Here is a 19415-nt window from a genome sequence, read left to right as displayed (position 1 = left end):
GCGGGATGACCGCTGACTCCTCCTCCGAAAGGCGCCACGCACGCGCCATGGCCAGCCTCCGCGGGCTGGCCCTGGGTGACGCCCTGGGCTCCCAGTACTTCGTCCCCGTGAACTACCCGCTGCTCAAGCGGCGCGAGCTGCCGGCCGGCGCCGAGACCTGGCAGTGGACCGACGACACCGAAATGGCCTGCTCGGTGGTCGCGGTGCTGGCCGAGTACGGCCGCATCGACCAGGACGCGCTCGCCAGTTCCTTCGCGCACCACCACGACTTCGACCGCGGCTACGGCCCCGCCGTCAACCGCATGCTGCGGCTGGTCCGAGAGGGCGAGGACTGGCGCACGCTCGCCGCCGAACTCTTCAACGGCCAGGGCTCGTGGGGCAACGGCGCCGCCATGCGGATCGCACCGCTGGGCGCCTGGTACGCCGACGACCCCGAGCAGGCCACGCACCAGGCGGAGATCTCCGCCTACACCACCCATCAGCACCGTGAGGCCGTGTGTGGGGCCATGGCGGTAGCCGCGGCGGCCGCGCTGGCAGCCGCTCCGGGCGGTCCGCCGAAGGCCGCCGACCTGCTGGACGGGGTCATCGCGCTGGTGCCGCGCAGCGCCGTGGGCGCCGGGGTGCGGCGGGCGCGGGACATGCTGGACTACGGCGACGCGACGACGGTCGCGGCGGTGCTGGGCTGCGGGCGGCGCACGAGCGCGCACGACACCGTGCCGTTCGCCCTGTGGTCGGCGGCGCGGGCCCTGGACGACTACGAGCGGGCGTTCTGGACCACCGCGCAGGTGGGCGGAGACGTGGACACGACCTGCGCCATCGTCGGAGGAGTGCTGGGGGCGCGCGGGGACGAGGTGCTGCCGGCAGCCTGGCTGGCCCGCACCGAGACCCTGCCGGCCTGGCTGCCGGAGTCGGCGAAGCACTAACCGTCCGCCGGGGATGCCCCGCCCCGGCGACATCCGGCCGCCGATTGTCACGTTCCTGCCACAGGGTCCAGGGGCGCCTGGCTGAAAGTGCACGTCACGGGCCTATTCTTTCCGCTTCGCCACCCCCACCGGAACGCCGGGGGCGGCCGACAGGGGAGGGGAACCCGATGACGGACACCACCGACGGGGCGGACGGAGTCGAGGCAGCGGGTGGTGCCGCGGGCAGGGGCGGTGACGCGCCGTCCGCCGCGCCCGTGCCGCCGGTGCCTGGTCCCGGGCCGGGGGGACCGCCCGGGACGCCCGCCGACGCAGCCGCGTGGCAGGCCTGGCAGGCGCACCAGCGCCGCGAACGCGAACGGACAGCGGCCGCCGCCCGCACCAAGGCCGCCGCGCCGCCCGCGTGGGCCGAACTGGTGCGGCCGGCCGAAGCCGCCCCCGTCCGTACCGCCACGCTCGTCGCGGCCCTCGTCGCCGGGCTCGCCGCCGCCCTGCTGCTGGGCGACGGCCTCGGGGTCGGCCTGCTGCTCGCGGTCCTGCCCGCCGCCGTCGCCGCGTACGCCGCGGCCCGCACGGCCCTGCGTACCGCCCGCCCCTGGAGCACCGCCTGGGCGGTCGGCTGCCTCGCCCTCCTCGCCGTACCGGCCCTGCGCGACTCCGCATGGCCGTCCACGCTCGCGATCCTCTGCGCCGTCCTGCTCGGAGCGCTGGCCCTGCACGGCAGCCGCACCTGGCCGGGCATCCTGCTCAGCCCGATCGGCTTCCTCGAAGCCGCCGTGTCCGGTCTTGGCTGGGCCCGGGAGGGACTGCGCTCCCGCAGCGGAATCAGCAAGGACCGCTGGCTTCCGGTGGCCAGGGCAGCCGCTGTGGCCCTGGGTCTGCTGCTGCTCTTCGGCGCCCTCTTCGCCTCCGCCGACGCCGCCTTCGCCGATCTGCTGAGCGGGCTGGCGCCCGACGTCTCCGTCGGGGACGGGCCGGTCCGCGGCCTGCTCTTCCTCCTCGGCGCCGTCCTCGCACTGGCCGCGGCACGCGTCGCCGCGGCCCCGCTGCGCTGGGACCGGATCACCGTCGCTCCCGGCAAATGTGGCCGCCGCGGGCGGCGCGGTGGAGGTCCTCCGCCCGCCACTTGGGCCGGCCTTCCCAGATCTGGTCAGCGCTCTCCTGTGAGGCCTTCCGGCGATACCGGCGGCTTAGCTTCGCAGTGCTGGGCGTGCAAAGCGACCCCGAGCCGAAGTTCCAACCCCTGCACCGGGCGCCTGCCCGACTTCCCCGACCCGGTCACCGGCACCGACATGCACCCCGCTTCGACCGGCCCGCGGTAGCCGCCCCGCGGTCCCGCCTCGAATGGGCCCTTCCGCTCGTCGTGCTCAACCTGCTGTTCGCCGGATTCAACGCGGTGCAGCTGGCCGTCCTGCTCGGCGGCTACGACAAGATCATGCGGAGCACGGGCCTCAGCTACGCCTCGTACGCCCGCCAGGGCTTCTGGCAGCTGCTCTGGGCCACGCTGCTGACGCTCGCCGTGATCGCGCTCGCCCTGCGCTGGGCGCCGCGGGGCGGCGCCGGCGACCGGCGGTTCGTCCGCGTCGTGCTCGGGTCGCTGTGCGCCCTGACCCTGGTCGTGGTCGCCTCCGCGCTGCGGAGGATGGACCTCTACGTGGACGCGTACGGGCTGACCCGGCTGCGGGTGTCGGTCGCCGCCATGGAGCTGTGGCTCGGACTGGTCATCGTACTGATCATGGTCGCCGGGGTCTTCGGCGCGAGCCGGCTGCCGCGCGCGCTCGCCGCGAGCGCGGCAGCCGCCGTCCTGGCCTTCGGGCTCCTCTCGCCGGACGGGATGGTCGCCGAACGCAACGCGGCCCGGTTCGCGCGGGACGGAAAGATCGACCTGGCCTACTTCCAGTCCCTGTCGGCGGACGCCGTACCCGCCCTGGACGGGCTGCCGGAGCCCCAGCGCTCCTGCGCGCTGCGCGGGATCAACGACGATCTGCACCGGGCGGGGAACGTCCCCTGGTACGCGATGAGCCTGGGCGAGTACCGGGCCCGCGAGATCCTGCGCGAGCGTCCGGTCACGGCCCCGTACGAGGTCTGCTCGCGGCTCGGCACCTTCGGGAGCCGCTTCGGGTCCTGACCCGCGTACGCCCCGGGCACGGCACCGGAGCGCGGCGCGAACGGGCGACGCCCTACGACGCATCGGAGCAGCCGGATCTGTCCCTGATGTGCGCGCGGATGCGGGACGTCGTGCGGTCGCCGCCGGTCAGGCCCTGCGAGCGGTGCTTCACGCATGCGACCGTGCGCATGCCGGGCACTTCCGCGACGCCATCCGGTCGGGCTGCGCGGACCGGCCCGGTGGCGGGTCGGGGAGCCGGCGGAGTGCGGAAAATAGCATGTAGGGACGCGCGGCCGATGCGACGGGTCCGTGCATCGTGGACGTCAGTGCGGCGGTGGTGATGTGCCGGGCACAGGTGTGCGGCAGCGAATGGCCGCATCCGTACATCGCGCGGACGGTCGATGAGGCGATGGTGCCGTCGCCGAGGGCGTGAGCCCCCGGACCATCCCCCCGGACGTACCGGCGGGATGGTCCGGGGCCGGGTCCCGGGGAGTCGGGAGGGCGGGCCCGGGGAGCCGGGAGTGGCTCTGCGGCGGCTCGGACCGGGGCCGGGGTGTGCAGGCGGCGCGGGGCGGCGTAACCTTGCTGGCGCCATGCCGTACGAAGCACCCACCCACACCGTCGAACGCTCCCTCCGTGCAACCACCGGCGCCAAGGTCATAGCCGGGGTCGACGAAGTCGGACGAGGGGCCTGGGCCGGTCCCGTCACCGTGTGCGCGGCGATCACCGGCCTGCGCCGGCCGCCGGCCGGACTCACCGACTCCAAGCTGCTCACCCCCAAGCGGCGCGAGGCGCTGCTCGACGTCCTGGAGGACTGGGTCACGGGGCACGCCCTCGGGCACGCCTCCCCGGAGGAGATCGACGCACTGGGGATGACCGCCGCTTTGAGGCTCGCGGCGGAGCGGGCCCTCGGGGCCCTGCCGGTGCGGCCGGACGCGGTGATCCTCGACGGCAAGCACGACTACCTCGGCCCGCCCTGGCGGGTCCGTACGGTGATCAAGGGAGACCAGTCCTGCGTCGCCGTCGCCGCCGCGTCGGTCATCGCCAAGGTCCGCCGCGACCGGATGATGGCCGAGCTCGGTGAACAGGGCGGCGGGATCGAGGACTTCGCCTTCGCCGCGAACGCCGGCTACCCCTCGCCCGTGCACCGGGCGGTGCTGGAGGAGCGGGGACCGACGCCCCACCACCGCCTCTCGTGGTCGTACCTCGACGCCCTGCCGAGGTGGCGCCACCTCAAGAAGGTGCGGCGCAGCGAGGAGTTGGCGGAGCTGGAAAACGGAGGCCAACTCGGCTTCGAATTCTGATCGCACCCACGTGCCACCGACCGGTACGTTTCGTACCGGTGTTTGATAGATAGCAACGCCCGACTCTCACCCCGCCATCGAGGAGCCTCAGATTCACGAGAGTGCCCAGGGTCCCCGCGTCACGCCGGCCGCGAGCCGCACCGCGCAGACCCCCCGTCCCGTACCTGGTCCGCGTCCCGCCGCCGTACCGCGGCCCGGACGCCCCGGTCCCGTCCGGCCCGCACCGCCCGCGCAGCGGGCGCCGCAGGCGGCCACCGGACCCGTCCCCGCAGCCGCCGCCCCCGCTGCGGCTCCCGCCACACCGTCCGTCTCGGCGGCGGTGCCGCAGGTCCAGCTGATCCCGGCCTCGGCCGAGGGCGCGTTGGACGCGGCCGAAGAAGCCGTGGACCTGCTGCTCGACACCGGGCGCGCGCCCGGCGACATCCTGGTGCTCACCACCGGCGACCCGCATCCGTGGGCCGCACACGAGCTGTCCTTCGGCGAGGCCGCCTACTGGGCCCTGCACGACGCGAAGGACGACGTCTTCTACGCGGACGCGGCGCAGGCCGGACGAGCCGCCGACCGTCCCGTCGTGGTCTTCGCGGCCAACGGCGGACCGGTCGACACCCTCGCGGAGGCACTTCCGGTCGCCCTCGCGCGAGCCGGTGCGCTGCTGATCGTGTGCGGCGACGTCCAGCGGATCAACTCCGTGCTGGGTGCGGGCGTCTGACGCCCCGTGCTGAGGCTCGGGTAGGCCCGGGGCGGGGCGGGCGATGAGCCCGCCCCGCCGAGGTCCGGGTCCGAGCCGTCCCGCTGAGGCGCTCCGCCGGACCGGGTCAGCGGGCGGCGGTCCGGCGGAGCGCCTCGCTCGCGCCGCCGCCGCTGTGCAAGGCGAGCGGGGCGAACTCGCTGGCGTGGTCGCCGAGTTCGCGGGGCTTCGAGTCCGAGCACGGCCGTCGGCCGCCCCGGCCCTCGCCGAGCACCTGCCAGCCGCCGTGCGTCAGCGTGATGTACGCACCGCAGCGCAGCCCGTGCAGGGTGCAGGCGTCCCGCAGCCCCCACATCCAGGCCCCGTCCTCCTCGGTCCAGCGTTCGTCGCCGTCCCGGCAGTAGAGCAACACCGCGGTCCGCACCGGGGTCCGCCGCCGCAGGTCGTGCGGGAGGATCCGGCGCAGCCGCGACAGCAGGGCGTTGCGGTACTCCCAGCCGTCGGCTGAGACCGACCGCTGTACGAAGGAGGCGCTCGCGACGAGCTGCTCCTCCGGGCCGAGGACGGCGATCACGGCGGTGGACGGCACCGGACCGTGCCGGGAGTGCAGGCCGCTGACCACCTCGCGCGGATTGCGGAGCAGGGGAATGTTGGCGGCTGTCCATTCGGCGGGTTCCAGCAGTCTGCCGTGCCGGTTGGCGCCGCCGGTGGACATGGCCAGGGACGTGGTCGAGGGCGGGGCGAATCCGAAGGTCACGGTCCTCCCTTCGGGTACACGCCCGCGGACGGGCACGGCTGGAGTGTGGGCGCGCCGCGGCCCGGCCCGGGGGAGTACCGGGGAGCCGAGCGGGAGCACTCCGATTCTCGCGTGGCCCCCGAGGATGCGGCAACGAGCAATTGCCGCCGCGGACCGGAATTCGCCGGTATGCCGTTCATATCCCTGCCCCGCCGCGCCGAAGATGACGCATTCCGTCAGGGCTGAAGCGCCAGCACCAGCGGGAACACCCCCTTCGCGCCCGCCCGGCGCAGCAGCCGGGCGGCCACTGCGACGGTCCAGCCGCTCTCCGCACGGTCGTCCACGAGGAGGACCGGCCCGGATGCCTCCGCCAGCGCCTCGGCCAGGGCGGGGGGCACGGTCAGGGCCTGGTGGAGCCCCCGGACCCGCTGGGCGCTGTTCGAGGAAGGGAGGCCGAACTCCGGGGCCTGGTCGGTGTACGCGAGCGTTCCGAGCAGCGGCATCCGGCCGACCTCCGCGATCCGTGCGGCCAGCGAGCCGACCAACTGCGGTCGGCTGCGCGAGGGCAGGGCGACCACGCCCGCCGGCCGGGCAGGGGCGTCCTGCGCCCCCGACGCCCAACCACCCGGTCCCCGGGCCCAGTCGGCGAGCACGGCCACGACGGCCTGCGCGACGTCGTCCGGGACGGTCTGGTCCGGCGCTTGCGGAGCGAGCATCGGCCGGAGCCGGTTGCCCCATCCGATGTCGGACAGCCGGCCCAGGGCCCGGCCGGTCGAGGCCTGCTCCCCGGCAGGGATCCGGCCCTTGAGATCGACCCCGACCGCCGCGAGACCGGTCGGCCACATCTTGCGCGGCTCCAGTTCCACGCCCGGACGGCCGAGCTCCCCGCGAGCGGTGTCCAGCGCCGTGCTGGAGACGTCGGCGGTGAAGCGGGCTCCCGCGCAGTTGTCGCAGCGGCCGCAGGGGGCGGCCTCCTCGTCGTCGAGCTGGCGGCGCAGGAACTCCATGCGGCAGCCGGTGGCGGCCGCGTAGTCGCGCATGGCCTGCTGCTCCGCGGCGCGCTGGCGGGCGACCCAGGCGTAGCGCTCGGCGTCGTAGGCCCACGGTTCGCCCGTCGAGGTCCAGCCGCCCTTGACCCGGTGCACGGCGCCGTCCACGTCGAGGACCTTCAGCATCGTCTCCAGCCGGGTGCGGCGCAGGTCCACCATCGGTTCGAGGGCGGGCAGCGACAGCGGCCGGCCCGCCTGGGCCAGGACGTCCAGCGTGCGGCGTACCTGCTCCTCCGGGGGGAAGGCCACCGAGGCGAAGTACTGCCAGATCGCCTCGTCCTCGCGGCCCGGGAGCAGCAGGACCTCGGCGTGTTCCACCCCGCGGCCGGCACGGCCGACCTGCTGGTAGTAGGCGATGGGGGAGGAGGGCGAGCCCAGGTGCACGACGAAGCCGAGGTCGGGCTTGTCGAAGCCCATGCCGAGCGCCGAGGTGGCCACCAGTGCCTTGACGCGGTTGGCCTGCAGGTCGTTCTCGGCCTGCTCGCGGTCGGCGTTCTCGGTCTTGCCGGTGTAGGAGGAGACGGTGTGGCCGCGGTGGCGCAGGTACGCGGTCACCTCCTCGGCCGCCGCCACCGTCAGGGTGTAGACGATCCCCGAACCGGGGAGCCCGTCGAGGTGGTCGGCGAGCCACGCGAGCCGGTGCGCCGCGTCGGGCAGGGTCAGCACGGCCAGGCTCAGGCTCTCGCGGTCCAGCGGGCCGCGGAGCACCAGCGCGTCCGTGCCGGCGCCGGTGCCGAGCTGCTCGGCGACGTCGGCGGTGACGCGGGCGTTCGCCGTGGCGGTCGTGGCCAGGACGGGAACGCCCGGCGGGAGGTCGGCCAGCATGGTGCGCAGCCGCCGGTAGTCGGGGCGGAAGTCGTGCCCCCAGTCGGAGATGCAGTGGGCCTCGTCCACGACGAGCAGGCCCGTCGCGGCGGAGAGCTTGGGCAGGACCTGGTCCCGGAAGTCGGGATTGTTCAGCCTCTCCGGGCTCACCAGCAGGACGTCCACCTCGCCGGCCGCGACCTCGGCCTGGATCCCCTCCCACTCCTCGGGGTTGGCGGAGTTGATGGTGCGGGCCCTGATGCCGGCCCGCGCGGCGGCCTCGACCTGGTTGCGCATGAGCGCGAGGAGCGGGGAGACGATCACGGTGGGACCGGCGCCGCCGGCCCGCAGCAGCGAGGTGGCGACGAAGTACACCGCGGACTTGCCCCAGCCCGTGCGCTGCACCACCAGTGCCCGCCGCTTGTGCGCGACGAGGGCCTCGATCGCCCGCCACTGGTCCTCGCGCAGCCGAGCGGTGCCCGTGGGGTCGCCCACGAGACGGGCTAGTACGGAGTCGGCCGAGGACCTCAGGTCAGGGTTCATGCCCCCATGCAACCCGATGCCTCGGACATCGCGCCAATGACGCCCTCCGGCTGTGGATGTTGAAAGTCGAACGGGTTATCCACAGGGCTTTCCGGTTCCCCTCGGGCACGGGACCTTCGGGGCATGACGAACAACCGCGAACCACGCATCCCGTCCGACCGCCCCTCCGTCACCCCGGCGACGGCCGGGCCCGGTCCGCAGATCACCCTGCGCAGCCCGGCAGAACTGGCCGACGCGCTGCCCTACATGCTGGGCTTCCATCCCACCGACTCCCTCGTCATCGTCGCCGTCCACGGCGAGGGCGGACGCTTCGGCGGCCGCCTGCGCGTGGGCATCCCGGCCGAACCGGCGGAATGGGACGAGACCGCGCGGCAGGCCGCCGAATGCCTCATCCGCGGCAGTGAGCGGCGCGGCGGGAAGCCCGACGGCATCGTCGTCTTCCTCTGCCGCGAACCTCGCGGCGAAGAGAGCGGCCGCGAGGTGATGAACCGGCTGCGACCGCTCGCCCACGGGGTTCGGCTCGCCTGCGGGGCACTGGACGTGCCGGTCCTGGAGGTGCTGTGCCTGTCCGCCGGGCGCTTCTGGTCCTACGTGTGCCCCGACGAGCGGTGCTGCCCCGCCGAGGGCAGCAGGCTCGCGGCGGTCGGGACCTCGGTGATGGCGGCCGCCGCCACCTTCGCGGGCCTCCAGGTCAGGGGATCCCTCGCGGAGATCGAGGGGCGGCTGGCGCCGTTGGGGGGAGCGGTGGCCGACGAAATGGAGCGGGCCTTGGACCGGGCGGCGGTCGACCTGGTGCCGAAGATCCTCGACGGGGCCACCCGGGAGGACGTCGGCGCCGAGACCCTGGCACTGGCCCGCTCGCTCATGCGCAGGATGACCCTCGCCCCGCCCGCGGAGGGCCCTCGCGGCGCCGACGACCGGGACGACGGGCTGCTCGGGCACGACGAGGCAGCCGCCCTCATCCTGGGCCTGCAGGACCGGGAGGTCCGGGACGTCGCGGCCGAGTGGATGGAGGACGAGGAGGCTCCGCCGGCCCTGCGGCTGTGGCGGGCCCTCGCCCGGCGCTGTGTCGGCGCCTACGGGGAGCACGCCGCCGCCCCCCTGACCCTCGCCGGCTGGGTCTCCTGGTCCACCGGTGACGAGCCGACCGCCCGGATCGCCCTGGGCATGGCCCTGCGGGCGGATGCCGAGTACCGCTTCGCCCAGCTGCTCCACCACGCCTGCAACGAGGGAGTCGACCCCGAGGGGCTGCGGCAGTGCCTGCGGGAGGAGCGGCGCCGGCGGGAGCCCCGGCGCCGCAGGCCGGCGGCCGGCACCCGCCCGCCGGGCCGCCGCGGCCGCACGGCCCCCCGCCGGTCCTCCCGCCGCCCCGCGGGGAGCGGGCAGTGAGCCGCCGCCCCGCCCGGCGGGACGTCCCGGCGCGGTGGTGGTGCAGATCCACGGGGACGCACTCGTGCCGTGGACCCCGCCCCGGACGGGCGCAGCCACCGCCGGGGCCCGTGACCCGCGCGGGGGCGGGGGCGTTCAGCCGGGGGGCGCCGGGAGCCCGACTGAACGCCCCCACCCCCGCAGAACCGACCGGAGCGCAGACAAGGCGACGCATGTCCCACCCCGCACCTCCCCGCCCACCCGGTGTGCCCGCCGTCCGCAGGCCCGAGCTGCCGCCCGTGCACGGCGCCGTCATCTGCCTCGCCGCGCCCTGTCTGGTCGTCTCGCCGGAGGACGGCCAGCTGACGGGGCAGGGGATCGGCGGGATCTACCGCTCCGGGCGCCGGCTGCTCTCCCGCTGCGTCCTGCGCGTCGGCGGTCGGGAGCCCGTCGCCGTACAGCACTGCCGACTCGGCGCGAACCGGGCCTCCTTCACCGCGACGGTGCGCACCGGGGCCGAGCCCGGCCCCGATCCCGACATCGGGGTGGTGCGGGTGCGACATGCGGACGGCACCGAGCGGATCACCGTGCGCAATTTCGCGGCCCGGCCGGTGCGCCTGCCCGTGGAGCTCCTCCTCGGCACCGACCTGGCCGAGCTGGCCGCCGTGGCCGAAGGGCGGCCGGGGCCGGAACTGCCCGCCGTGGTGTACGCCGCCGGCCTGCGGTGGAGCAGCGCCGAGGCCCAGGCCGTCACCGCCGCCGAGCCCACTCCGGACGACGCGCTGGCCTCGGCGGGGCTGTTGCGCTGGCAGTTCGACCTGGACCCAGGCGAAGCCCGCACCGTCGAGCTGCGGACCACGCCGGATCGCGGGGCGCGGGTGAGCGCCGGCCAGGCGATTCCTCTGTCCGACGCCAGTGCCGAGGCGGACGACCCCAGGGCCGAGGCGTGGTTCCGCACGGGCGTCGAGGACCTCGGGGCGCTGCTGCTCAGGGATCCGGACGCCCCGGGCGACGCCTTCGCGGCGGCCGGGGCCCCCTGGCGACTGGGCCTTGCCCCGGCCGAGTCCCTGTGGGCCGCCCGGATGGCGCTGCCCCTCGGCACCGGCCTCGCCGCGGCAACCCTGCGCGTCCTGGCCCGCGCCCAGACCGCCGGGTCCGGCCCCGACGCGGGGAAGATCCCGGGGCCGCTGCGCGGGGCGGGCCCGCAGCTCCCGCCGGGTTGCACCGGCACGGAGGCGACACTGGCCTTCCCCGCGGTGCTCGCCGAAGCCCGGCTCTGGGGGCTGCCCGAGGACGAGGTGGCGCAGCTGCTCCCCGCGGCGGAGCGGTGCCTGGACTGGCTGCGCGGCGCATTGGGGGAGGACGGCTTCCTGGCCGACCCCGATCCGGGGCCGCGGCGCTGCGAGACCCAGGCCCACGCCCACCGGGCAGCGCTGCTCGGCGCCGGACTGCTGGCCGGGTGCGGGAGGTCCGGCGCCGAGGAGTGGCAGGAGTGGGCAGCCGCACTGCGGGAGCGGTTCCGGGCCCGGTTCTGGACCGACGGCCCGGACGGCGGCCGTCCCGCGGCGGCCCTGCACCCCGACGGCAGACCACTGCCCCGGCTGACCGGGGCCGTCGTCCATCTGCTCGACACCGGGCTGCTCGCCGGGGCCCGGCTCGCCCCCGGTCTCCTGGACCGCCCCCGCACCGGGCAGGTCGCACGGCTGCTCGGAGCCCCCGCCATGGACTCCGGATGGGGGCTGCGGAGCATGGCGGTGAGGGAGCCGGGACACAACCCGTTCGGCCACCGCTCGGGGGCGGTCCGGGCGTACGAGAGCGCCGTGGCGGTGGCGGGCCTCGCGCAGGCGGGCTTCGAGAAGGAGGCCACGGGGCTGCTCCGGGGCCTGCTCGATGCGGCGGAGAGATTCGGGTACCGGCTGCCGGAGATGTTCGCGGCCGAGCAGCGCACCCCGGGCAGCGCACCGCTCCCGCACCCGGCTGCGTGCCGCCCGGCGGCGGTGGCCGCGGCGGCGGCGATCCACGTGCTGACCGCCCTCACCGGCATCCGTCCCGACGCCCCCGCGAGAGCAGTCCGTCTCGTTCCGATGCCCGGAGCCCCCCTCGGAGCCCTGCGCCTCTCGGGCCTGCGGGTGGCGGGGGAGCCGTTCGCGGTCCGGATCAATCGGCTCGGCCTCGCAATGGTGGAGGAGGCGGCCGATGCTCTCCAGCTCATGGGCCAGGAGACGGTGTGAGGATCGGCCCGGCGCGGGCCCGCCCGGCGTGCCTCGCGGCCCGCGCCGGGTCACCGGCGGCCGTGCGGCCGCCCGTCCGGATCGGCGCAGGGGACCCGTGCCCCGTCCGGCGACCTCCGAGGTCACCAAAGCGCTGTTTATCGTCAGGCAGACGACTATGATCGCGGCATGTCGCCCTACGACCCGTCGGCCTTTCCGCCCTTCGCCGTCACCGTCGACCTGGTCGTGCTCACCGTGCGGGGCCACGCGCTCTGCGCGCTGGTCGTACGCCGGGGCGAGCAGCCGTTCCAGGGGCGCTGGGCGCTGCCCGGCGGATTCGTGCGCGAGGACGAGGACCTGTCGGCCGCCGCGGCCCGCGAGCTCTCCGAAGAGACCGGGCTGTGTGCGCACGACCCCGCTGCGCCGGGCGTGGACAACGGGGCCCACCTCGAACAGCTGGCCACCTACGGCGATCCGAAGCGCGATCCGCGCATGCGCGTCGTCAGTGTCGCGCACCTGGTCCTGGCTCCGGACCTGCCTGCGCCCCGGGCCGGAGGCGACGCCAACAGCGCGCGCTGGGCCCCCGTCGACGAACTCCTGGCCGCGGGCGACGTGGCGGGACTCGCCTTCGACCACGCCCGAATCCTCGGCGACGGTGTCGAGCGGGCCCGCTCGAAGATCGAGTACTCCTCCCTGGCCACCGCCTTCTGCCCGCCGGAGTTCACGGTCGGCGAGCTGCGCCGCGTCTACGAGGCGGTCTGGGGCGTCGCCCTCGACCCCCGGAACTTCCACCGCAAGGTCACCGGCACCCCGGGCTTCCTCGTGCCGGCCGGGGGGACGACGACCCGTCAGGGCGGCCGCCCGGCCCAGCTCTTCCGGGCCGGCGGGGCCACCCTGCTCAATCCGCCGATGCTGCGTCCGGAAGTCTGAGCCCGCCCGGCCGGAACGGGCGGCGACATCGGCATACCATCGGACCGGTTGCACTGAAAATCGGACATATCGCGTTATCTTGCTTGCGGTACTCACGCTGCCGCAGAGCGGTCTCACCCCCCGCGAGAGAAGCGATGCTCCAGGCCATCGGACTGACCAGTACATCCCGCCCCTCCACCCCGCCCCTCGTGGACGACCTCACCTTCGAGGCCCGCCCGGGGAACGTGACCGCCCTGCTCGGCCATCCGGGCTCGGGCAAGACCACCGCCCTCCGCCTCATGCTCGAACTCGAACCGGGCCGGGGAGTCACCTACTTCCGCGGCCGCCCGCTGCACCGGATCGCCCACCCCGGCCGCGAGGTCGGCGTGCTGCTCGGCGACGTCCCCGGAAACCCGTCGCGGACCGTCCGCAACCAGCTGCGGATGCTCTGTGCCGCTGCCGGGGTGCCCTCCGCCCGGGCCGACGCGATGCTGGAGGTCGTCGGCATCGCAGGCCTGCGGGACCAGCGGCTCGGGTCGCTCTCCCTCGGCATGGAGCGCCGGGTCGCCCTGGCCTCGGCCCTCCTGGCCGACCCCTGCACCCTGCTGCTGGACGAACCTTCCGCCGGACTGTCCCCCCGCGAGCGCGGCTGGCTGCACGGGCTGCTGCGCGGCCACGCCTCGCTCGGCGGAGCGGTGCTCTTCACCACCAGCGACGCCAAGGAGGCCGCCCGCAACGCCGACCGGGTCATCACCATCGAGGCCGGCCGGCTGATCGCCGACCAGGACGCCGCCGACTTCACCCGGACGCGGCTGCGACCGAGGGTCGCCGTCCGGACCCCGCACGCCGCCCGGCTGGCCGACGTACTGGGCCGCGAGGCCCGGGCCGCCCAGCGCGCGGTGGAGATCGTGGCGGAGAGCGGCAACCGGCTGTCGGTCTACGGCAGCAACTGTGCCGAGGTCGGGGAGGCGGCGTTCCGCCACGGGGTACTGGTCCACCAGCTCGCCGACGAGACCGGCGACGCCGGATCAGGGTCGGCCGCCGTCCCGGTCCCGCCCGCCCGGACCGCCGCGGGCCCCGGCGCAGCGGCCGAAGCGGCGGCCGCCGCCGATCCGGAGGGAGCCCCGGGGTTCTCCCGGCAGGCCCGCCCCCGGCGGCCCGACTCGGCGGTGCGCCGCGTCGGCGGGCCCCTGCGGCCGGTGCGCTACGAGCTGCTGCGGGTCTTCGGCACCGCCACCCCCGTCCTGACCGCCGCGCTCGTCGTCGTGGCCTCCGTCCTCACCGCCCTGGCACTGGCCCGGGCGGGCCACACCCCGCAGAACCGGCTGCTCGCCGCCTGGCCGGAGCTGCTGCCGCTGCCACCGGCCGCCCTCGGGGCCGGGCTGCTCGGCGCGCTCGCCTTCGGCGAGGAGTACCGCTACCCCGCGCTCGCCGCAGACCGGGGCACCGTGCCCCGTCGCATGGGGCTGCTCGCCGCCAAGCTCGGGGTCTGCGCCGCCCTCGCCCTGCTGCTCGGCGCCCTCGCCGTCGCGGCCGACGCCGCCGCGCTCGCGTTCGTCTTCGACGGCGGCCCGCTGCGCGCCCCCGCGCGGTGGTTCTCCCCGGCCGCGAGCTGGGCCGGGCTGCTCATCGGGTGCGCCTGGGCCGGAGTCCTGGCCTCAGGCGTCTTCCGGTCCGCCACCGCGGGACTGGCCGCGGTGCTCGCCGTACCGGTGATGGTGGTTCCGCTGGTGCGCCGGGTCCTGGAGGGGTCCTCCGCGTACCCGGTCACCGGACTCGCGCCCCGACTGCGCGGGCTGACCTGGGTGCAGTGGCTCCCGGAAGCCGACCGGGTCCTCCTCGGCGCCCTGCGGGTGATGGCCCAACCGGTGGGAACCGCACTGGTGTTGTCGCTGACGGTCCTGCTGTGTGCCTACGGGTTCACGGGGCTTCGCAGCAGGGTCCGTTGGTGATCGTTCCGGTGCTGTCGGAGCCCCTCACGAGACCGTTGCGGTCCGGCTCGCACGATGCGGACCGCAACTCCCCGTAAAAGGTCCGGTTCTTTACGATAAGTCGTCAATTGCGTAGGTGGCACCGATCACCCTTTCGTGTGCTTTTCACCAAAGACCTCAAGGGTGATGGAGGCAAGGCCGACAAAGGATTCGTGAGTACCCTTGCGCACACCATGATGACCGCCGCCCGCCATGCCGACTCCGGCCTCGCCGGCCCGGGCGACCTCGACCGCTACTCCTATGCCGAGGCCCCCGGCTCCGATCGCGTCGGAGTGCCCCACTGGGACGGCGGCGACGTCGAGTTGAGCCGGGTGGGCCGTCGCGCGGCCGGCAGCCGCGGCCGCGGTCTGCACGGCCAACTCGTCCAGCAGCTCGGCCAGATGATCGTTTCAGGTGACCTGGGCGCGGACCGTCCGCTGGTACCCGAGGAGATCGGCCAGCGTTTCGAGGTCTCCCGCACGGTCGTCCGCGAGTCCCTGCGGGTCCTGGAGGCCAAGGGCCTCGTCAGCGCCCGCCCGAACGTCGGCACCAGGGTCCGCCCCGTCGCCGACTGGAACCTGCTCGACCCCGACATCATCGAGTGGCGCGCCTTCGGCCCACAGCGGGACGACCAGCGCCGCGAGCTCAACGAGCTCCGCTGGGTCATCGAGCCCCTCGCCGCCCGCCTCGCCGCCGGCCACGGCCGCCCGGACGTCCAGCAGCGTCTCGCCGACATGGTCGAGATCATGGGCCACGCCCTCGGCCAGGGCGACTCGATCACCTTCGCCCGCGCGGACCACGAGTTCCACGCGCTCCTGATCCAGGTCGCGGCCAACCGCATGCTGGAGCACCTCTCCGGCATCGTCTCCGCCGCCCTCCACGTCTCCGGCACCCCGATGACCGCCTGTGACCGCCCGAGCGAGGCCTCCGTGGCGCACCACGCGCGGATGGTCGAGGCCCTGGCCGCCGGGGACGCGACGGGCGCGGAGAACGCCATGCGCCAGCTGCTGACGGTGCATCCGGAGGTCGAGCGCGTGGTCCCCGCCCCGCGCGAGCACTGACAAGCACCGGACGCGCGGGGGCGCGGGGGTGGCAGGACACGTCGCCGGGCCCGGTCGGGTCCGGCGACACCGGTGTCCGGCCCCGTGGGGACGACCGCCCGCCCGGCGTGCGCCCGGCCCGTCCGGGGCGCGTACGCCCCAGCTGTCCGCCGATCGAGTGAGGGCCGCGCCGGAGCCACACGTATGGCCCTATGACCGGCATTGGCGCATATGGGCTGTGACTCGGGCCACGAAGATTGGGCGTAACGCTCCGCGAGGTCACGCGATGACCTAAGCAGTGATGGCCGACGGAGGGAATGCAGCAGCCCTTGGGGTGCTGCGCAGCTCCCCGGCCCCTGCCCGCGCCGCCGGCCCATCCCCCGTCGGTGGTCGTCGGCTCCGGTCCAGCACCACCAGGTCCGGGGTCGGAAGCCGTTTCCACCGTTCCGAGAGGTTGTTCGTGTCGGCCAGCACATCCCGTACGCTCCCGTCGGAGATCGCCGATTCCGAGTCTGTGATGGCGCTCATCGAGCGGGGCAAGGCCGAGGGGCAGATCGCCGGCGATGACGTGCGTCGGGCCTTCGAGGCTGACCAGATTCCTGCGACCCAGTGGAAGAATGTTCTGCGCAGCCTCAACCAGATCCTCGAGGAAGAGGGTGTGACGCTGATGGTCAGTGCCGCGGAGTCGCCCAAGCGCACCCCCCGCAAGAGCGTCGCGGCGAAGAGCCCGGCCAAGCGGACGGCCACCAAGACCGTCGCGGCGAAGACCGCGGCGCCGCTGAGCGCCGCGGCCGACGTGCCGGCGGCCGAGACGGCGGAGCAGGCGGCGCAGGCGGCGCAGGGGACCGCGGACGCCCTCGCGCAGGAGCCCGGAACCGAGCCCGCCGCCAAGAAGACGACCGCGAAGAAGGCGACCGCGAAGAAGGCCGCCCCCGCCAGGAAGACCGCCGCCAAGAAGACGGCGGCGAAGAAGACCGCCTCCAAGAAGGACTCCGACGCGGGCGACGACGAGACCGCGGAGGAAGGTCCCGAGGCGGCCAAGGCCGAAGCCGACGAGGAGGAGGAGGGCGGGGAGAACAAGGGCTTCGTCATCTCCGACGACGAGGACGACGCCCCGGCCCAGCAGGTCGTCGTCGCCGGCGCCACCGCCGACCCGGTCAAGGACTACCTCAAGCAGATCGGCAAGGTGCCCCTCCTCAACGCCGAGCAGGAGGTCGAACTGGCCAAGCGCATCGAGGCGGGCCTCTTCGCCGAGGACAAGCTGGCGAATTCCGACAAGCTGGCGCCCAAGCTCAAGCGCGAGCTGGAGATCATCGCCGAAGACGGCCGCCGGGCGAAGAACCACCTGCTGGAGGCCAACCTCCGCCTCGTGGTCTCCCTCGCCAAGCGCTACACCGGCCGCGGCATGCTCTTCCTGGACCTGATCCAGGAGGGCAACCTGGGCCTCATCCGCGCGGTCGAGAAGTTCGACTACACCAAGGGCTACAAGTTCTCCACCTACGCCACGTGGTGGATCCGGCAGGCGATCACCCGGGCCATGGCCGACCAGGCCCGCACCATCCGCATCCCGGTGCACATGGTCGAGGTCATCAACAAGCTCGCCCGCGTCCAGCGCCAGATGCTCCAGGACCTGGGCCGCGAGCCCACCCCGGAGGAGCTGGCCAAGGAACTCGACATGACCCCCGAGAAGGTCATCGAGGTCCAGAAGTACGGCCGCGAGCCCATCTCCCTGCACACCCCGCTCGGCGAGGACGGCGACAGCGAGTTCGGCGACCTCATCGAGGACTCCGAGGCGGTCGTACCCGCCGACGCCGTCAGCTTCACGCTCCTGCAGGAGCAGCTGCACTCGGTGCTGGACACCCTGAGCGAGCGCGAGGCCGGCGTGGTCTCCATGCGCTTCGGCCTCACGGACGGCCAGCCCAAGACGCTCGACGAGATCGGCAAGGTCTACGGAGTCACGCGCGAGCGGATCCGCCAGATCGAGTCGAAGACGATGTCGAAGCTGCGCCACCCCTCCCGCTCCCAGGTCCTGCGCGACTACCTGGACTGATCGGCGGGACGGCAGCCGGTGGTCGCGGGGGTGCGGGCGGCCACCGGGCATCCCACTCTGGGTGGAGTCATGCACACTCGGAGTCAGGAGGCCTCATGCGTCGTCCCTTTGCCCGTGCCCTGGCGGGCGCGCTGACCCTGGCGGCGGGAGCGGCCGCGGGGCCGCTGGCCCAGGCGCCCCGGGCGGCCGCGGACAGCGTGGTGATCGGCGGGAAGCCGGTCAAGGCCGCCGACAGCCCCTGGGTCGTGGCCCTCGCCAGCCGTGACCGGTTCGGGGGTACGCGCGGCGGGCAGTTCTGCGGGGGCGTCATCGTCGGCCCGACCACGGTGCTGACCGCGGCCCACTGCCTGGGCCGCGAGGTGCTGGGCGGTCCCGTCGAGTCCGTCACGGATCTCCGGGTCGTCGCCGGGCGCACGGAGCTCAGGGGGACCGACGGGCGCGAGATCGCGGTGCGGGGGGCCCGGGTGAACCCCGCCTACGACCCCGTGAGCAACGCCGGGGACCTCGCCGTACTGGAGCTGGCCGAGGCGGTGCCGGCGCACCAGGTGATCGCGATGGCCGACGCGGGGCACCCCGGCTACCGGCCGGGGAGCGAGGGGGCCGTGTACGGCTGGGGTGACACCAGCGGCTTCGGTGACTATGCGTACGGGCTGCGGGCGGCGCGGGTGACCGTACTGGACGACGAGGTCTGCGGCCGGGCCTACCCGGGGGACGCGGACGGGCAGTACCGGGCGGAGTCGATGGTGTGCGCCGGCGACGGGCGGGGAGGCAGGGACGCCTGCCAGGGCGACAGCGGGGGCCCGCTCGTGGCCCAGGGGCAGCTCATCGGGCTCGTGTCGTGGGGCCGGGGCTGCGGGCGGGCGGACAGCCCGGGGGTGTACACCCGGATCGCCCCGCTGGCCGACTTCGTCACGGGCTCCGAGAGGGCCGTAAGGCACCCGGACGGCCAGGATGCCGCCCGAGCCGACGGGAGGGGCGCCACGCCGTACGCAGGGCCCGTACGGGGCCAGGCGGGGGGCCGGGGAGCCTAGGTCCTGTCGTCAAAGTCCCGCCTGGCCCGCGGCGCCCGGCACCGCAGGCCGGTCGGGCGCCGCGGGCCAGGCAGGCCGGTGCATCGTTCGGGCGCCGGGCGTCCGCGGGAGCTGGACCCGCCCCCCGGCGCGGGCTCCGCTCACGTCCGGGCATGAGGACGGGCGGTGCCCCCTGGGTCTCAGGGGTACCGCCCGTTGACCGGCCTGGCCGGTCCTGGCTCGTCGGATGCGAGGTGCAGGCCTTGTGTCAGCGGTCCTCGGGTTCGGCGGCATTCGCAGCCGGAGCGGACGTGAGCCGCTCGGTCTCATCCTGTATTTCCGCGGCGATCTTCTTGAGTTCCGGCTCGAACTTGCGTCCGTGGTGGGCGCAGAAGAGCAGTTCACCGCCGCTCAGCAGGACGACGCGCAGATATGCCTGGGCGCCGCAACGGTCGCATCGGTCAGCGGCCGTCAGCGGGGTCGCGGGTGTCAGAACAGTAGTCACGTCGCCTCTTCTCTAGCTCGACGAGCTGTCGTACCAGGGTCAACATCCAACCAGGCCGAAAACGTTCCCGCTCGCGGCTTTTCCTCGAAACTTCCTTCCGAAGCTGGCCGGCTGTTGCCGGTTGGCGGCGAAGGAGCCGTATTGCGTTGCTTTACGGTTTCGCGTTGTCAGTCGTTGGCTTCTTGCAGTTCGATCCTCCCCG

At 74.5% G+C, this 19415-nt stretch carries 14 protein-coding genes and 1 pseudogene; 12 read left to right on the top strand and 3 right to left on the bottom strand.

What is annotated here, in order from left to right:
* The first annotated feature begins 5 nt into the window (after positions 1-5).
* The 5 genes and pseudogenes from ACFWU6_RS08845 to ACFWU6_RS08825 all read left to right on the top strand — a co-directional run bounded on the left by ACFWU6_RS08845 (position 6) and on the right by ACFWU6_RS08825 (position 5040).
* Positions 6-923, top strand: a complete 918-nt coding sequence (locus tag ACFWU6_RS08845) for an ADP-ribosylglycohydrolase family protein (RefSeq protein ID WP_383808373.1) — start codon at positions 6-8, stop codon at positions 921-923.
* Between the two features lie 167 nt (positions 924-1090).
* The gene (locus tag ACFWU6_RS08840; protein ID WP_383979583.1) at positions 1091-2242 is read left to right on the top strand and encodes a DUF4153 domain-containing protein; all 1152 of its coding nucleotides are present in this window, start codon (positions 1091-1093) and stop codon (positions 2240-2242) included.
* An 8-nt stretch (positions 2243-2250) separates the two neighbouring features.
* Positions 2251-3048 (top strand): annotated as a pseudogene (locus ACFWU6_RS08835) (DUF4173 domain-containing protein); the annotation flags it as partial.
* 572 nt (positions 3049-3620) lie between these two features.
* Entirely contained in the window at positions 3621-4331 is a 711-nt protein-coding gene (locus ACFWU6_RS08830) for a ribonuclease HII (protein ID WP_383808379.1), read from the top strand.
* A gap of 76 nt (positions 4332-4407) precedes the next feature.
* Positions 4408-5040, top strand: coding sequence for a hypothetical protein (locus ACFWU6_RS08825; RefSeq protein ID WP_383979649.1), 633 nt, complete (start codon positions 4408-4410; stop codon positions 5038-5040).
* Between the two features lie 106 nt (positions 5041-5146).
* Here the strand turns inward: ACFWU6_RS08825 and ACFWU6_RS08820 are convergent, their stop codons facing one another.
* Together ACFWU6_RS08820 and ACFWU6_RS08815 are read right to left on the bottom strand one after the other, a co-directional pair.
* Positions 5147-5776, bottom strand: coding sequence for a hypothetical protein (locus tag ACFWU6_RS08820; protein WP_383979578.1), 630 nt, complete (start codon positions 5774-5776; stop codon positions 5147-5149).
* A 215-nt stretch (positions 5777-5991) separates the two neighbouring features.
* Positions 5992-8151: a RecQ family ATP-dependent DNA helicase gene (locus ACFWU6_RS08815; protein ID WP_383808385.1), complete on the bottom strand. Its 2160-nt coding sequence runs from the start codon at positions 8149-8151 to the stop codon at positions 5992-5994.
* A 123-nt stretch (positions 8152-8274) separates the two neighbouring features.
* On the opposite strand from ACFWU6_RS08815, the gene ACFWU6_RS08810 reads away from it, so the two are divergent.
* The 7 genes from ACFWU6_RS08810 to ACFWU6_RS08780 all read left to right on the top strand — a co-directional run bounded on the left by ACFWU6_RS08810 (position 8275) and on the right by ACFWU6_RS08780 (position 18729).
* Positions 8275-9540, top strand: a complete 1266-nt coding sequence (locus tag ACFWU6_RS08810) for a DUF4192 domain-containing protein (protein ID WP_383979575.1) — start codon at positions 8275-8277, stop codon at positions 9538-9540.
* A gap of 212 nt (positions 9541-9752) precedes the next feature.
* The gene (locus ACFWU6_RS08805; RefSeq protein WP_383979572.1) at positions 9753-11750 is read left to right on the top strand and encodes a glycogen debranching N-terminal domain-containing protein; all 1998 of its coding nucleotides are present in this window, start codon (positions 9753-9755) and stop codon (positions 11748-11750) included.
* A 168-nt stretch (positions 11751-11918) separates the two neighbouring features.
* Positions 11919-12659: an NUDIX domain-containing protein gene (locus ACFWU6_RS08800; RefSeq protein WP_383799705.1), complete on the top strand. Its 741-nt coding sequence runs from the start codon at positions 11919-11921 to the stop codon at positions 12657-12659.
* 134 nt (positions 12660-12793) lie between these two features.
* On the top strand, positions 12794-14590 hold the full coding sequence (locus ACFWU6_RS08795; RefSeq protein WP_383979569.1) for an ATP-binding cassette domain-containing protein: 1797 nt from the start codon (positions 12794-12796) through the stop codon (positions 14588-14590).
* 212 nt (positions 14591-14802) lie between these two features.
* Positions 14803-15669 carry a FadR/GntR family transcriptional regulator gene (locus ACFWU6_RS08790; RefSeq protein WP_383799711.1) on the top strand — a complete coding sequence of 289 codons (867 nt, stop codon included), beginning with the start codon at positions 14803-14805 and terminating at the stop codon, positions 15667-15669.
* A 439-nt stretch (positions 15670-16108) separates the two neighbouring features.
* Positions 16109-17698: an RNA polymerase sigma factor gene (locus ACFWU6_RS08785; protein WP_383979566.1), complete on the top strand. Its 1590-nt coding sequence runs from the start codon at positions 16109-16111 to the stop codon at positions 17696-17698.
* Between the two features lie 95 nt (positions 17699-17793).
* Positions 17794-18729 carry a serine protease gene (locus ACFWU6_RS08780; RefSeq protein ID WP_383979563.1) on the top strand — a complete coding sequence of 312 codons (936 nt, stop codon included), beginning with the start codon at positions 17794-17796 and terminating at the stop codon, positions 18727-18729.
* A 247-nt stretch (positions 18730-18976) separates the two neighbouring features.
* On the opposite strand, the gene ACFWU6_RS08775 is transcribed toward ACFWU6_RS08780, so the two are convergent.
* Positions 18977-19213: a hypothetical protein gene (locus tag ACFWU6_RS08775; protein ID WP_215019552.1), complete on the bottom strand. Its 237-nt coding sequence runs from the start codon at positions 19211-19213 to the stop codon at positions 18977-18979.
* Positions 19214-19415: the final 202 nt, after the last annotated feature.

The sequence above is a fragment of the Streptomyces sp. NPDC058674 genome (assembly GCF_042716505.1).
Taxonomy (GTDB): Bacteria; Actinomycetota; Actinomycetes; order Streptomycetales; family Streptomycetaceae; genus Streptomyces.
The sequence above is the reverse complement of the archived record's forward strand: the minus strand, read 5'-3'. Positions and strand labels throughout refer to the sequence as shown.

Excerpts from the sequence above, each read along its gene's own strand:
- ACFWU6_RS08845 (WP_383808373.1), top strand. The coding sequence starts at position 6 with ATGACCGCTGACTCCTCCTCCGAAAGGCGCCACGCACGCGCCATGGCC.
- ACFWU6_RS08840 (WP_383979583.1), top strand. The coding sequence starts at position 1,091 with ATGACGGACACCACCGACGGGGCGGACGGAGTCGAGGCAGCGGGTGGT.
- ACFWU6_RS08830 (WP_383808379.1), top strand. The coding sequence starts at position 3,621 with ATGCCGTACGAAGCACCCACCCACACCGTCGAACGCTCCCTCCGTGCA.
- ACFWU6_RS08815 (WP_383808385.1), bottom strand. The coding sequence starts at position 8,151 with ATGAACCCTGACCTGAGGTCCTCGGCCGACTCCGTACTAGCCCGTCTC.
- ACFWU6_RS08810 (WP_383979575.1), top strand. The coding sequence starts at position 8,275 with ATGACGAACAACCGCGAACCACGCATCCCGTCCGACCGCCCCTCCGTC.
- ACFWU6_RS08805 (WP_383979572.1), top strand. The coding sequence starts at position 9,753 with ATGTCCCACCCCGCACCTCCCCGCCCACCCGGTGTGCCCGCCGTCCGC.
- ACFWU6_RS08800 (WP_383799705.1), top strand. The coding sequence starts at position 11,919 with ATGTCGCCCTACGACCCGTCGGCCTTTCCGCCCTTCGCCGTCACCGTC.
- ACFWU6_RS08795 (WP_383979569.1), top strand. The coding sequence starts at position 12,794 with ATGCTCCAGGCCATCGGACTGACCAGTACATCCCGCCCCTCCACCCCG.
- ACFWU6_RS08790 (WP_383799711.1), top strand. The coding sequence starts at position 14,803 with ATGATGACCGCCGCCCGCCATGCCGACTCCGGCCTCGCCGGCCCGGGC.
- ACFWU6_RS08780 (WP_383979563.1), top strand. The coding sequence starts at position 17,794 with ATGCGTCGTCCCTTTGCCCGTGCCCTGGCGGGCGCGCTGACCCTGGCG.